Genomic DNA, 13,526 nt, shown 5'->3' with positions numbered 1-13,526 from the left:
GCGTATGAGCAGCGGCGTGCAAAGACTGGTCGTCGGCATCACCGGCGCCACCGGTGCAGCCTATGCGCTGCGCTTGCTGCGCCGTGGCCGCGAACTAGGCCTGGAGACGCACCTGATCGTCACCCCGGCCGGTGTGCTCAATGCCCACCATGAACTGGGCCTGGACCGACAAAGCCTGGAGCGCGAAGCCAGCTTCGCCTATGCGCCCGGCGATGTGGGCGCCTGTGTGGCCAGCGGCAGTTTTGCCACCGCCGCGATGGTGATCGCGCCCTGCTCGATGAAGACGCTGGCCTCGGTGGCGCATGGCTTTGGCGACAATCTGCTGACCCGCGCCGCAGATGTGACGCTGAAAGAGCGCCGCCGGCTGATTTTGATGGTGCGCGAGACGCCCTTCAACCTCGCCCACCTGCGCAATATGGTGGCCGTGACCGAGATGGGTGCCATCTGCTTCCCTCCGCTGCCGGCCTTCTATCACCATCCACAAAGCATTGACGAGTTGGTCAACGAAAGCGCCGAACGGGTGCTGGAGTTGGCGGGCGTCAGCGGCGCCCAGCCCAAGGCGTGGGTCGGGCTGAAAAACTGAAGGCCTGAACGCTTGTCCACGGGCAAATTGACGCCCAGGACGCAGCCTTTTTAGGCCTTACTTCGCACCTCAACGGTTTAGTATTTTTGCGAGCGCGCGCATGCTGTGCTTGTACGTGGGGCGTTCCCCGCAGATACGACCGAGGATGGATCAGCCATGGCAGGTGAGAAGCAAGCAAGCGCGACGCAGACAACAAAGACGACGCAAATGCCCGGCGTATGGACACGCTGGAAACAGGGCCTGGGCCGCAGCAAGGCCGACGAGCAAGCCCTGAGCATGGGGCTGGACGCTGCGCAGCGCGGCGACCTTTCACACAACGCGCCGGCCTCTGCACGCAGTGTGGCGGCACGTTTCAATGCGATGTGCAGTTCTTTGTCCAATCGGATTGCGCAGATCCGCAGCAATGCCAGCATTGCTGCGATGGCGGGTGCCGATCTGGCGCGCGGCACGCATGACTTGGCCGAGCGCACCGAGCAACAAGCAAAGAACTTGTCGCAAGCGGCGGTGCAGGTTGAGCGCCTCACCGGCCTGCTGGAGCGCAATGCCCGCTCGGCCCGCGAAGCGAATAGCGTGTCGAGTCGCATGCGCGGCGTGGCCGAATCCGGCGAGGCGCTGATGCAGGACGCCGTGGCTCAGGTGCGCAAGATCGAAGTCAGTTCGCGCGAGATGAGCGAGATCATCGCGGTGATCGACAGCATCGCATTCCAAACCAATATCCTGGCCTTGAACGCGGCCGTGGAGGCTGCCCGGGCCGGCGAGCAAGGCCGAGGCTTTGCCGTGGTGGCCAGCGAAGTGCGTAGCCTGGCGCAACGCAGCGCCAGCTCGGCGGCCCAGGTCAAGAGTTTGATTGCGCAGTCGGCCGAGCAGGTTGAAACAGGCGTCAAACGCATCGAGCAAGTGGGAAATGCCCTGGGCGAGATCGTGCTTGGCGTGCGCGAATTGGCCGAGCAAGTGCACACCATTTCCACCGACAGTGTCGAACAGTGCAAGGAACTCGCCCAAATCGCCACCGCGGTGAACGCGGCCGATGCGCTGACCCAACGCAACGCCGAAATGGTCGGCGAATCCGCCCATGCCGCCCGCGAACTTGAGCAGCGCACGGCCTTGCTGACCACGGCCGTGCGCTCGATCCGCCTGCGTCAAGGCGCCGCCGACGAAGCCCGCGCGCTGGTCGACAAAGCCTGCGCCTTGATCAAGCGCGCCGGCTTGCCTGCGGCAACCAAGAGCTTCCTGGACAAGCACAGCGAGTTCTTCGACCGCGATATGTACATTTTCGTGTTCAACCGACAAGGCATATTCACCGCTTTCGGCCCCAACCCCTCGCTGACCGGCCAACACTTGCGCGAGGTCCAGGGCTTGCAATGGCAGCGCTTGCTGCAAGACGGCTTTGCCTGCGTGGATCAGGGTGGCGGCTGGGTGGACTACCAAACGGTCAACCCAACATCGGGCGCCGTCAACGAAAAGGTGTCCTATGTCCAGGGCCTGCCGGGCGATCTGCTGATCGGCTGCGGCGTCTACAAGGTCTGATGACGCCGAAAGCACTTTGAATGCCGCCAACCCACACCTTGGGCAGCGGCGGTAAATTCCAGAAGATGGCCCGGTAGCAGGCTTGAGCGCGTACATTGCGGCAATGGCATAGCTAACGGTGATCACATTGATTGCCGCGTTAGATCTCACGACGCCCCCGCTGCCCCACCTTTTGAACGCCTGCACGCTTGCAATTGGTTCTGAATGTGCTGGGCGGAGCGCCTTGGCCTCCGGTTTCTCTACAAACCTAGGAACCCTATGAACTGGCGCAACACTCCTAGCCGCTACGGCAATTTGTCCATTGGCATGCATTGGCTGATGCTGGGACTGATTGCCGCGGTCTATGCATGTATTGAGTTACGTGGTTTGTTCCCACGCGGCAGTGGTCTGCGCCAAGGAATGAAGAATTGGCACTTCATGCTGGGGCTCAGCGTTTGGCTGCTTGTCGCGCTGCGGCTGGCCTTGCGCCTCACCGATACCGGCCCGCGCATCGAACCCGCTCCGGCCGGGTGGCAAAAGCTCGCTGCGAGCGCCATGCACATCGCTCTGTATGGTCTGATGCTGTTGATGCCCCTGCTCGGCTGGATGGCTTTGAGCGCCAAAGGCAAGACCATGCCCGACTTCTTTGGTTGGCACTTGCCGCCGTTCTTACCCGCCCTGTTGGCACCCAGCGAATCCGCCGCAGAACTCCTGGAGGAGTTGCATGAAACCTGCGGCAGCATCGGCTATGTGTTGATCGGCCTGCATGCCGCGGCGGCGCTTTATCACCATTACCTTGTGCGCGACAACACCCTGCTGCGCATGCTGTCTCGGCGAGAATGAAGCCCCGTACACGGGGACTGAACGCACGAGCAGGTTCAGCCTTTTTCAGCTCTTGCCCTCATAGCCCATGAATCAAACCGACTTTGCAGACGACCCCGAAGACCGCCTTCACAGCCCAGAAGAACGCGCGCGCGCGGCCTCCGTCAGCACCTGGGTCAGCGTGGCCGTCAACACGGTCTTAACCATCACCCAAGTGGTCGTTGGCGTACTGTCGAAATCGCAAGGTCTGGTGGCGGACGGTATCCACTCGCTGTCCGATTTGGTATCCGATTTCGTGGTGCTACTGGCCAGCCATCACGCCAAGAAAGATGCCGACGAGGATCACCCTTATGGGCATCAGCGCTTTGAGACCGCTGCGTCCCTGGTGCTGGGCGGCCTCTTGCTCGCGGTGGGCCTGGGCATGCTGTGGTCAACGGTGATCAAACTGCAGTCGCCGGAAACGGTGGCGACGGTGCACGGCATCGCACTCTGGGTCGCAGGGGCGGCTCTGGTGGCGAAGGAAACGCTGTTCCGTTATATGTTGGCCGTGGCCAAGCGGGTCAAGTCCAGCATGTTGGTGGCCAATGCCTGGCATGCGCGCTCGGATGCGGCGTCGTCCCTGGTGGTTGGACTGGGCATCATCGGCAACTTGGCGGGCTACCCGATCCTTGACCCGATTGCCGCGCTGATCGTCGGCTTTATGGTCTGCAAAATGGGCTGGGGCTTTGCCTGGGACGCCCTGCATGATTTGATGGACCGGTCGGCCGACGAACAAGAAGTCCAGGCGATCCGGCAAACCTTGCTGGAGACGCCGGGCGTCCAAAATGTGCACGATGTGCGCACCCGCAAGATGGGCGACATGATCGTCGTCGATGCACATATCGAAGTGGATGCAACGATCACGGTCGAGGCCGGGCATGAGATCGCGGTGCTGGCGCGCCAGCGCGTGCTGCTGCGCCACCGGGTGCTCAATCTGATGACCCATGTGGACCCTTGGCGTCGGCCGGATCTGGACCACGCGTGACTTGAGACTCTAAGTCCCGCGACGCAGGCTCCGTCGACAAGAGATTGGCGGGTCAGCCGTCGGTTCGGCACGGCAAACCTCGCCAAGAATTCACTGCTCGCCGGGCAACAACCACTGCTTGCGCGCCCCGAAGACCGCGCGCGGGTACTCGGGCCGCCCGCGGCTGCCGTTGTAGCGGCCCAGTGCCAGGAACATATCGCCCTGCTCGCGATCCAGGTAGTGGCGCAGGATGACGCAGCCAAAGCGCAGATTGGTCTGCATATGGAAGAGCCGAGAGGCCTCACCATCACCGATCGATTTGGCCCAGAACGGCATCACCTGCGTATAGCCGCGTGCGCCGGCCGTGCTGATGGCGTATTTGCGAAAGCCGCTTTCCACCTGCACCAAACCCAACATCAAGCTGGGATCCAGCCCGGCCCGCTTGGCCTCGTACCAGACCGTTTCCAGAAATTCGATACGGGTCTGCGGTTCGCTCTTGCGCGGTTTGAGCTTCTCGCTCATCACGCCGAGCCAGCGCAAATAAGCCAGCCGCGCCTCGACATTGTCAAAACGCGGCTTGGGCGGTGCCGAATAGCCGATGGCTGCACTCAGGGCCGAACGCACCGCGTCGGCCAAGGGCTCCTCGACCTGCGCCCCGGCCTGACTCACTCGCGGCCATGCAAAGCCTGCGGCCAACGCGCCAAGCAAGAGGCCGCGTCGATCTCGCTGCATAGAACTCAAGTGGTCAGCTTGGCCTTCAGCTGTGCCAAGACCTCGTCCAGGCTCAGCTTGCTGGCCGCGGCATCGCGGCGACCCTGGTACTCGACCTGACCTTCTTTCAGGCCACGGTCGGAGATCACCACTCGGTGCGGCACACCGACCAACTCCCAGTCAGCAAACATCGCGCCGGGGCGCTCGCCGCGGTCGTCCAGCAGCACATCAATGCCCAAGGCTGCAAGGTCGTCGTGCAGCTTGTGCGCGGCCGCCTTGACTTCTTCGCTGCGGTCCATGCCGATCGGGCAAACCACCACGCTGAACGGCGCAATCGCGTCCGGCCAGATGATGCCGCGCTCGTCGTGGCTTTGCTCAATGGCAGCGCCCAAGATGCGTGTCACGCCAATGCCATAGCAACCCATCACCATCAGCTGCGGCTTGCCGTTTTCGTCCAAAAAGGTGGCCTTCATATCGGCCGAGTACTTGGTGCCCAACAGGAAGACGTGACCGACCTCGATGCCGCGCTGGATCGCCAGTACACCCTTGCCGTCCGGCGAAGGATCGCCAGCGACGACGTTGCGGATGTCGGCCACCAAATCAGGCTCGGGCAAATCACGACCCCAGTTGGCGCCAGTGAAGTGGAAGTCCGCTTCGTTGGCGCCGCAGACAAAATCACTCATCAAGGTCACGGTGCGATCGGCAATGATCTTCACCGGCTTGAGCAGGTTGATCGGGCCCAGATAGCCGGGCTTGGTGCCGAAGTGAGCTTCGATCTCGCCCACGGTGGCGAAGCGGAAGCCGGCCTTCAGGCCTTCAATCTTGCCGGCCTTGACCTCGTTCAACTCATGATCGCCACGCAGCAGCAAGAGCCAAACCGTGCTCTTGACGATCTCGCCCTGCTCATTGAGCTCGTCGCTGGCCAGCACGATGGACTTGACCGTTTGGGTCAGTGGCAAGCCCAGCAGCGCCGCCACATCTTCACAAGTGCTCTTGGATGGCGTGGCGGTCTTGGTCAGACCTTGATTCGCGCTAGCACGCTCGTTCAAGAGCGCCACACCTTCGGCCAATTCGATATTAGCGGCGTAGTCACTGGTCGGGCAGTAAACGATGGCGTCTTCGCCGGTTTCGGCAATCACCTGGAACTCATGCGAGATTTCGCCGCCGATGGCGCCGGTGTCAGCAGCCACCGCACGGTACTGCAATCCGAAGCGATCAAAGATGCGCTGGTAGGCGGCGTACATGCCTTGGTAGCTGACCGTGGCCGCAGCCACATCTCGGTCGAAGGAGTAAGCATCCTTCATGGTGAACTCACGACCACGCATCACGCCAAAGCGCGGACGACGCTCGTCACGGAACTTGGTCTGGATGTGGAAGAAATTCTTCGGCAGCTGCTTGTAGCTGCGCAGCTCTTGGCGGGCGATGTCGGTCATCACCTCTTCAGAGGTGGGCTGGATGATGAAGTCGCGGCCATGGCGGTCCTTCACGCGCATCAACTCCGGGCCCATCTTGTCGAAGCGGCCGGTTTCTTGCCACAGTTCGGCCGGCTGAACCACCGGCATCAACAACTCCACCGCACCGGCACGGGTCATTTCCTCGCGGATGATGGCCTCGACCTTGCGGATCACCCGCAGGCCCATCGGCATGTAGTTGTAGATGCCGGCGCCGATCCGTTTGATCATGCCGGCCCGCATCATGAGCTTGTGGCTGACCACTTCGGCGTCGGCGGGGGCTTCCTTGAGGGTGGAGACGAAAAACTGGCTGGCTTTCATGGCGCTTCGCAAGGCTCGGCCGTCAAGGCCAAGCAGGGTTCGGGGTCTGAGGGTTAGCGAGGACGATGCCAGAGCGGCATCCCAATGCAATAATTGATCTAACTAAAGATTCGAGGTTGATTATGCTCGACCGTGACGGCTTCCGGCCCAACGTCGGCATCATCCTGCTCAACCACAGGAATGAAGTGTTTTGGGGTAAGCGTATCCGCACCCATTCCTGGCAGTTCCCGCAAGGGGGCATTAACTATGGTGAAACGCCCGAGCAGGCGATGTTTCGTGAGCTCCATGAAGAAGTGGGGCTTGTTCCTGACCATGTGCAGATCATCGCGCGCACGCGTGATTGGCTGCGCTATGAGGTGCCCGACCACTTCATCAGGCGTGATGCGCGCGGCCACTACCGCGGCCAAAAGCAAATCTGGTTCTTGCTTCAGTTGTTGGGGCGTGATTCCGATATGAATCTGCGCGCCACCAACCACCCGGAGTTCGATGCTTGGCGCTGGAACGATTACTGGGTGCCGCTGGAGGCCGTGATCGAGTTCAAGCGCGGGGTCTACGAGAACGCGCTGACCGAGTTGGCCCGCTACCTGCCGCGCATCAACCATCACAACCGCTATCTGCGCGGCGGCATGCGGCCACAGCAGCATCGGGGTGATCATGGCAACCATCCGCAAGGCGAACGGCAAGTTGACCAGCAGCCGAAGCCTACGATGGAAGCCGCGCAAAACCTGGCCCCATCCGACCTGCCAACCGAGCCGCCAAACAAGGACTGATTGAACTCGGAGTCACGGCCGCAACAAACACGGCGGCGACTCCGACTCAATTCAACTCAGCACCATATTGTCCCGGTGGATCAACTCGGGCTCGGCGGTGTAGCCGAGCACGCGCTCGAATTCACCGGAAGGCTTGCGGGCGATCAAGCGCGCCTCGGTGCTCGAGTAGTTGGTCAGGCCTCGCGCCATCTCTCGGCCAGAAGCGTCGCGCACCGCGATCACATCACCACGATGGAAGTCGCCCTGCACCTCGACCACGCCGATGGGCAGCAGGCTCTTGCCCTCGCCCTGTAACTTGGCCGCTGCGCCGGCATCGACGACGACGGAACCGCGCAACTGCAGATGATCGGCCATCCATTGCTTGCGCGCCGCAAGCTTTGGCGTGGACGCCATCAAGGCGGTGCCAATGGCCTCGCCGGCCGCCAAACGCAACAAGACATCGGGCTCGCGGCCCCAGGCAATCACCGTATTGGCGCCACTGCCGGCGGCGCGCTTGGCCGCCAATATCTTGGTGATCATGCCGCCGCGCCCCAAAGAGGAGCCGGCGCCACCCGCCATCTGCTCCAACTCGGGCGTGCCGGCCACGGCCTCATCGATGAATCGCGCATTCGGATCCCGGCGCGGGTCGGCCGAGTACAGCCCACGCTGATCGGTCAGGATGATCAGTGCATCGGCTTCGATCAGATTGGCGACCAGGGCACCCAAGGTGTCGTTGTCGCCGAACTTGATTTCGTCATTGACGACGGTGTCGTTCTCATTGATGACCGGCAGCACGCGATGTTGCAGCAGGGTCAGCAAGGTGGAGCGGGCATTCAGGTAGCGCTCGCGATCGGCAAGGTCGGCATGGGTCAGCAGCACCTGGGCACTGCCCATGCCCTGCTCACGCAGCTTGCTTTCATACATCTGCGCCAGGCCCATCTGCCCCACAGCAGCGGCGGCCTGCAGCTCATGCAACTCCTTGGGCCGAGTGGCCCAGCCCAGGCGCTTCATGCCTTCGGCAATTGCGCCACTGGAGACCATCACCAACTCGCGCCCATCGGCGGCCAAGGCCGCAAGCTGGCGGCACCAATTGCCAATGGCATCGGCATCAACGCCTCGGCCCTCGTTGGTAACCAGGCTCGAGCCGACCTTGACGACGATGCGCTTCGCGCCCTGGAGCGCCGCGCTCATTCCGCGTCGTCGGCCGCTGCCGCTGAGACAGGCTTACCCTCCGGGAAGCGCGGGTCAACCTCAACCAAGACCTTGTGCGCTGTGGCTACGTGGTCGTAGATGGCGTGAATCAAGGGCTGGCAACCATCGCGGGTCAGCGCCGAGATCTCGAAGACCGGGCCCTTCCACTTATAGCGCTTGACGAAGTCTTTGACGCGCTTAGCGCGCTCTTCCTCGGGCACCATGTCCAGCTTGTTCAAGACCAGCCAGCGAGGCTTGTCATACAACTCTTGGTCGTACTTCTTCAACTCGTTGACGATGGCCTTGGCTTCGGCAACCGGGTCGACTGCCGGATCAAAAGGCGCCAGATCGACCACATGCAAGAGCAGGCGGGTGCGCTGCAAGTGACGCAGGAACTGGTGACCCAAACCCGCACCTTCTGCGGCGCCTTCGATCAAGCCCGGAATGTCGGCGACGACAAAGCTCTTCTCGGGCCCAACGCGCACCACACCCAGATTCGGATGCAAGGTGGTGAAGGGGTAATCCGCGATCTTGGGTCGTGCATTCGACACGGCCGTGATCAATGTGGACTTGCCGGCATTGGGCTGACCCAACAAGCCGACGTCTGCCAACACGCGCAACTCCAGCTTGACCTTCTTGGCCTCACCCGGCCAGCCAGGCGTTTTTTGACGCGGCGCACGGTTGGTGCTGGTCTTGAAATGCAGATTACCGAAACCGCCATCGCCACCCTTGGCCAGCATGATTTTCTCGCCTGGCTCCAGCAACTCGGCGATCACCGTATCGGTTTCCAGATCGCGCACGATGGTGCCGACCGGCATGCGCAAGATGACGTCATCGGAAGCGGCACCGTAGCAGTCAGAGCCACGGCCGGCCTCACCATTGCGAGCCTCATGGCGGCGCGCATAGCGGTAGTCGATCAGGGTATTGAGGTTGCTGTCTGCAACAGCAAAGACGCTGCCACCGCGGCCACCGTCGCCGCCATCCGGTCCACCGAAGGGGATGAATTTTTCGCGGCGGAAACTGGCACAGCCGGCACCACCATTGCCGGCCACAATGTCGATGGTGGCTTCGTCGATGAATTTCATATTGCTACGCGCCTTTTGAGGCTGATGTTAAGGCAAAGCCCTCGGTCAGCCCAAACGGGAACGACCAGCTTTGCTGCAGCCTGAAAAAGCAAAAGCCCCAGCGAGCCGGGGCTTTTTGTTCACCTATTGCAGGCGGTCGGCTGCTGCCCTCCGCCTGCGGTGTACATCGGCGATCAGATCGCGGTCACGAAGACCGTCTGACGGCTCTTTTCACCCTTGACGGCGAACGACACTTGGCCGTCAACCAGGGCGAACAGCGTGTGGTCCTTGCCGATACCGACATTGGTGCCGGGATGGAACTTGGTACCGCGCTGGCGCACGATGATGGAACCTGCAGAGATGGTCTGGCCGCCGAAGGCCTTCACACCGAGCATCTTAGGTTTGGAGTCGCGGCCGTTTCGTGTTGAACCGCCGCCCTTTTTCTGTGCCATGGATTATCTCCTTGAACTGTTGGCGAAGAAGCCGACTCTCGATCAGCCGTTCACCGTGCTGATCAACAGCTCGGTATACGTCTGGCGATGGCCTTGACTCTTCTTGTAGTGCTTACGACGACGCAACTTGAAGATGCGCACTTTGTCGTGCTTACCGTGAGCCACAACAGTGGCATTGACGCTTGCGCCAGCAACCAAGGGAGTGCCAACCTTCAGATCAGCGCCGCTACCAACGGCGAGAACTTGGTCGATCACAATCTCTTGGCCAACATCCGCAGCAATCTGTTCTATCTTGATCTTTTCGCCAGCAGCAACTTTGTATTGCTTGCCGCCGGTTTTTATGACCGCGTACATATCAGCCCTTTCAATTAAACCAACCCGTTCAGTCCACCGAAACTCTCGCGGCTCCTTGACGAAGCTCTCAATAGTCTCGGCCAAAACGGGCCTCAACTCCGCAGCAGTAGAGCGCAGAGCCCGCGATGTTAGCATGCCTACTGGAAAACGCCAAGTCCCGGGCATCCACTTGAGACAGAGCGCTACACCGCCGCAGCTTCACCCCTGAGCCGATCGCTTAGGCTAGCGGGCTATTCCTATAATCAACGCTTCGTTCAAAAGAGAGCCGAGAGTGCACGCCGCTTCTGCTTCGCCCCCCTCTACCCAGTCCAGCGTCAGCGAGGCCCTTGCCCAGCTTTCAGCAGAAATGCTTGAAGTCGACGCCGTCATTGCCCGTCGCCTCAAGTCGGATGTTGCCCTGATCAATCAGATCGCCGGCTACATCGTGCATGCGGGCGGCAAGCGCATGCGCCCCAAGCTGGTGCTCTTGTTTGCCAACGCACTCGAATTCAAGGGCGAGCAGCGCTTTGAACTGGCCGCCGTTGTCGAATTCATCCACACCGCCACCCTGCTGCACGACGATGTCGTGGACGAGTCCTCACTCCGTCGCGGCAAGCAAACGGCCAATGCCTTGTTTGGCAATGCAGCCAGCGTGCTGGTCGGCGACTTCCTGTATTCGCGCGCCTTCCAGATGATGGTGTCCGTGAATCGCATGCGAGTGCTTGAAGTGTTGGCCGAAGCCACCAATGTGATCGCCGAGGGCGAGGTGCTGCAGCTGATGAATATGCGCGACCCAGACATCTCGGTCGACAGCTATTTGCGCGTGATTCGCTTCAAGACCGCCAAGCTCTTTGAAGCCAGCGCCCGCCTAGGCGCCGTGCTCGCCAACAGCACGACCGAAGTCGAAGAAGCTTGCGCTGGCTATGGTCGCGCCATGGGTACCGCTTTCCAACTGATCGACGACGTTCTGGACTACGAAGGCGATAGCCACGCGCTAGGCAAAAACGTCGGCGATGACCTGCGTGAAGGCAAAACCACGCTTCCCTTGTTGATCGCCATGGAACGAGGCACTAACGAGCAACGTCTACTGATACGGCACGCGATTGAACATGGCGAACTTGAGCGTCTGAATGAAATCGTTGAAATCGTTCGCGCGACCGGCGCCCTTGAGGCCACACGCGAAGCTGCTCGCGCCGAAGCACAACTTGCCAAAGACTGCCTGAAGCTCCTGCCTCCCAGCAAGTGGCGCGAATCTCTGCTAGAATTTGCGGCTCAGTCGGTTGAGCGCTCCTTCTAAGAGGCGGTCAGCGGCAACGGATGTAGTCAGCAACGGTAGCGCCAAGTTACCTAACTGCACAAGCCGAGCTAAGCCATCAACGGCTTAGCTCGATATTCGGGGTGTAGCGTAGTCTGGTAGCGCGCCACGTTCGGGACGTGGAGGCCGGAGGTTCGAATCCTCTCACCCCGACCAGAAATTCCCTTGCAATGCAAAAGCAAAACGAAGCCCCATGCACTGGGGCTTTGTCGTTTCTGAGCCCAGCATCGACCGATGCGTGGCAGGCCATGAATTCGGGGTACTCCCGTGACCGAATAGTCTTCTAGGTTCGGCAATCCAGAAAATACTGGCACCCAACTGGCACCCGATCAAAACAGCCAAGTCCAACGCCCCACGGAGAAGACGGGAAGCGACTGAAACCCACATGGATACTTGGTTTGTTTGGTAGGCCGTATAGGACTTGAACCTATGACCAAAGGATTATGAGTCCCAACAACCAGCTCATTGATCCATGTTGATTGGAACAGAACCATATTTCTAAGTTGTTGATTTTAAATATTTTCCCATGACAAGCACCAAGTTTTGTCATTGACCCGGATGGATCCAGACTCCTACAATTTGCCTACATGTCGCCTACATGCCGCCTACATGTCGCCTACACACGCCTCATAGGACGTCCGGGAAAGAGATAGATGACGAAGCAAGGATTTACGGTCGCACGTGTCGCGACCTTCACATGTGAACCGGGTAAGCAACAAACCATCTACTGGGACGCCAAGACACCTGGTTTCGGCGCCCGCGTCACCTCTTCGGGTGTATGTGCCTACATCTTTGAAGCCAGGCTCTTCGGCAAGACGGTTCGGACGACTATCGGCAACACCAGGACGTGGGACCTCGGCAAAGCTCGTACTGAAGCAAATCGACTCCGGGGCCTTATTGATAACGGCATCGACCCGCGCGAGCAACGAGCTGAGCTCCAGGCTGCGCACGTAGCCCGACAGGCCGAAGCCAAACGCCGCGACGCCACCTTCGGCGAAACCTGGGACGAGTATGTAGAAGCTCGCAAGCCGGTCTGGAGCGACTTGCACTACCGTGACCACAAGCGTCATGCTGACAACGGCGGCCAACCCAAGAAGCGAGGAACGGGGTTGACACAGCCTGGGCCGCTAGCGGAGCTGCGCCCGCTCAAGCTCTCGGAGCTGACAAGCGAGCGCGTCAGTGTTTGGCTGACTGGGGAAGCAGCCGACCGGCCAACTATGGCGGCACTGTCGTACCGCTTGCTGCGGGCGTTCGTGCGCTGGTGCGCTGACACGCCTGCCTACAAAGGTGTCATTCCTGATGATGCCTACAAGGCACGAGACGTCAGGGACGCTGTCCCTCGGGTCCGAGCCAAGGAAGGGGACTCCCTTCAGCGAGAGCAACTGGCTTCATGGTTCTCAGCCGTGCGCAATATTTCGAACGTGGTGCACTCGGTCTATCTGCAGGGGCTGCTGATTACTGGAGCGCGGCGCGAGGAGTGGGCGGCCGTACGTTGGGAGGATGTTGATCTGAAGTGGCGTAGCGTCACACTGGACGACAAAGTCGAGGGTACAGGTGGCAGAACCATCCCGATCCCCCCCTATCTTTCGAGTCTCCTCGTACAGTTGAAGCAAGAAAACGGCACTCCGCCGACCAAGCGTAGGCTGGCCAAACTTGCTAAACGTGGCATCGACTGGACACCTTCACCTTGGGTATTTCCGAGCCTAACCTCGGCCGACGGCAAGATCGCCGAGCCTCGAATTGCTCACGTGAAGGCACTGGACGAAGCTGGTTTGCCCCACATTACGCTGCATGGTTTGCGCCGCTCTTTCGGCACGCTGTCCGAATGGTGCGAGGTACCGGTAGGGGTCGTCGCACAGATCCAGGGGCACAAACCCTCGGCGATTGCAGAGAAACACTACCGCCGGCGCCCACTGGATCTACTGCGCAAATGGCATGATCAGATTGAAAGCTGGATGCTTGAACAAGCAGTTATCTTGCCGGCACAGAACAATCACCAATAAGCTGTCCAAGCCGTCATCCCCA

Annotated in this window: 13 protein-coding genes, 1 tRNA gene and 1 pseudogene; 9 read left to right on the top strand and 6 right to left on the bottom strand. The window is 60.6% G+C overall.

The features are described 5' to 3' along the window. The first annotated feature begins 4 nt into the window (after positions 1 to 4). From WG899_RS19655 to WG899_RS19640, 5 genes and pseudogenes are all read left to right on the top strand, one after another. Complete coding sequence (locus tag WG899_RS19655; protein ID WP_339597353.1) at positions 5 to 583, top strand: UbiX family flavin prenyltransferase; 579 nt, start codon at positions 5 to 7, stop codon at positions 581 to 583. 156 nt (positions 584 to 739) lie between these two features. Continuing rightward, positions 740 to 1,558 (top strand): annotated as a pseudogene (locus WG899_RS22395) (methyl-accepting chemotaxis protein); the annotation flags it as partial. A gap of 78 nt (positions 1,559 to 1,636) precedes the next feature. Continuing rightward, complete coding sequence (locus WG899_RS22390) at positions 1,637 to 2,110, top strand: cache domain-containing protein (protein WP_444718878.1); 474 nt, start codon at positions 1,637 to 1,639, stop codon at positions 2,108 to 2,110. A 258-nt stretch (positions 2,111 to 2,368) separates the two neighbouring features. Next, entirely contained in the window at positions 2,369 to 2,932 is a 564-nt protein-coding gene (locus tag WG899_RS19645; RefSeq protein ID WP_339597351.1) for a cytochrome b, read from the top strand. A 67-nt stretch (positions 2,933 to 2,999) separates the two neighbouring features. Further along, positions 3,000 to 3,935 carry a cation diffusion facilitator family transporter gene (locus WG899_RS19640; RefSeq protein WP_339597350.1) on the top strand — a complete coding sequence of 312 codons (936 nt, stop codon included), beginning with the start codon at positions 3,000 to 3,002 and terminating at the stop codon, positions 3,933 to 3,935. A 90-nt stretch (positions 3,936 to 4,025) separates the two neighbouring features. On the opposite strand, the gene WG899_RS19635 is transcribed toward WG899_RS19640, so the two are convergent. Together WG899_RS19635 and WG899_RS19630 are read right to left on the bottom strand one after the other, a co-directional pair. Next, entirely contained in the window at positions 4,026 to 4,646 is a 621-nt protein-coding gene (locus WG899_RS19635) for a lytic transglycosylase domain-containing protein (RefSeq protein ID WP_339597349.1), read from the bottom strand. 5 nt (positions 4,647 to 4,651) lie between these two features. Continuing rightward, a complete protein-coding gene (locus WG899_RS19630) occupies positions 4,652 to 6,397 on the bottom strand; it encodes a proline--tRNA ligase (protein ID WP_339597348.1) in 1,746 nt (581 codons plus the stop codon). A gap of 122 nt (positions 6,398 to 6,519) precedes the next feature. Here WG899_RS19630 and WG899_RS19625 point away from each other — a divergent pair, with 122 nt between their 5' ends. Next, positions 6,520 to 7,167 (top strand): RNA pyrophosphohydrolase, encoded by a 648-nt coding sequence (locus tag WG899_RS19625; protein WP_339597372.1) that lies wholly within the window; start codon positions 6,520 to 6,522, stop codon positions 7,165 to 7,167. Positions 7,168 to 7,218: 51 nt separating this feature from the next. Here WG899_RS19625 and proB read toward each other — a convergent pair whose 3' ends face one another. The 4 genes from proB to rplU form a co-directional block, all read right to left on the bottom strand. Then, the gene (gene proB, locus WG899_RS19620; RefSeq protein WP_339597347.1) at positions 7,219 to 8,337 is read right to left on the bottom strand and encodes a glutamate 5-kinase; all 1,119 of its coding nucleotides are present in this window, start codon (positions 8,335 to 8,337) and stop codon (positions 7,219 to 7,221) included. Then, complete coding sequence (gene obgE, locus WG899_RS19615; protein ID WP_339597346.1) at positions 8,334 to 9,422, bottom strand: GTPase ObgE; 1,089 nt, start codon at positions 9,420 to 9,422, stop codon at positions 8,334 to 8,336. The genes proB and obgE overlap by 4 nt, the downstream gene beginning before the upstream one ends. A 173-nt stretch (positions 9,423 to 9,595) precedes the next feature. Then, positions 9,596 to 9,853, bottom strand: coding sequence for a 50S ribosomal protein L27 (rpmA, locus tag WG899_RS19610; RefSeq protein WP_339597345.1), 258 nt, complete (start codon positions 9,851 to 9,853; stop codon positions 9,596 to 9,598). A 42-nt stretch (positions 9,854 to 9,895) separates the two neighbouring features. Continuing rightward, the gene (rplU, locus tag WG899_RS19605) at positions 9,896 to 10,207 is read right to left on the bottom strand and encodes a 50S ribosomal protein L21 (RefSeq protein ID WP_263537902.1); all 312 of its coding nucleotides are present in this window, start codon (positions 10,205 to 10,207) and stop codon (positions 9,896 to 9,898) included. 271 nt (positions 10,208 to 10,478) lie between these two features. Here rplU and ispB point away from each other — a divergent pair, with 271 nt between their 5' ends. From ispB to WG899_RS19590, 3 genes are all read left to right on the top strand, one after another. Beyond that, complete coding sequence (gene ispB, locus WG899_RS19600) at positions 10,479 to 11,483, top strand: octaprenyl diphosphate synthase (RefSeq protein WP_339597344.1); 1,005 nt, start codon at positions 10,479 to 10,481, stop codon at positions 11,481 to 11,483. Between the two features lie 97 nt (positions 11,484 to 11,580). Next, a tRNA-Pro gene (locus WG899_RS19595) sits at positions 11,581 to 11,657 on the top strand. Between the two features lie 497 nt (positions 11,658 to 12,154). After that, complete coding sequence (locus WG899_RS19590; protein WP_339597343.1) at positions 12,155 to 13,504, top strand: tyrosine-type recombinase/integrase; 1,350 nt, start codon at positions 12,155 to 12,157, stop codon at positions 13,502 to 13,504. Positions 13,505 to 13,526: the final 22 nt, after the last annotated feature.

Origin of the sequence: Paucibacter hankyongi, assembly GCF_037482915.1 — a bacterium.
Classification (GTDB): domain Bacteria; phylum Pseudomonadota; class Gammaproteobacteria; order Burkholderiales; family Burkholderiaceae_C; genus Paucibacter_A; species Paucibacter_A hankyongi.
The sequence above is the reverse complement of the archived record's forward strand: the minus strand, read 5'-3'. Positions and strand labels throughout refer to the sequence as shown.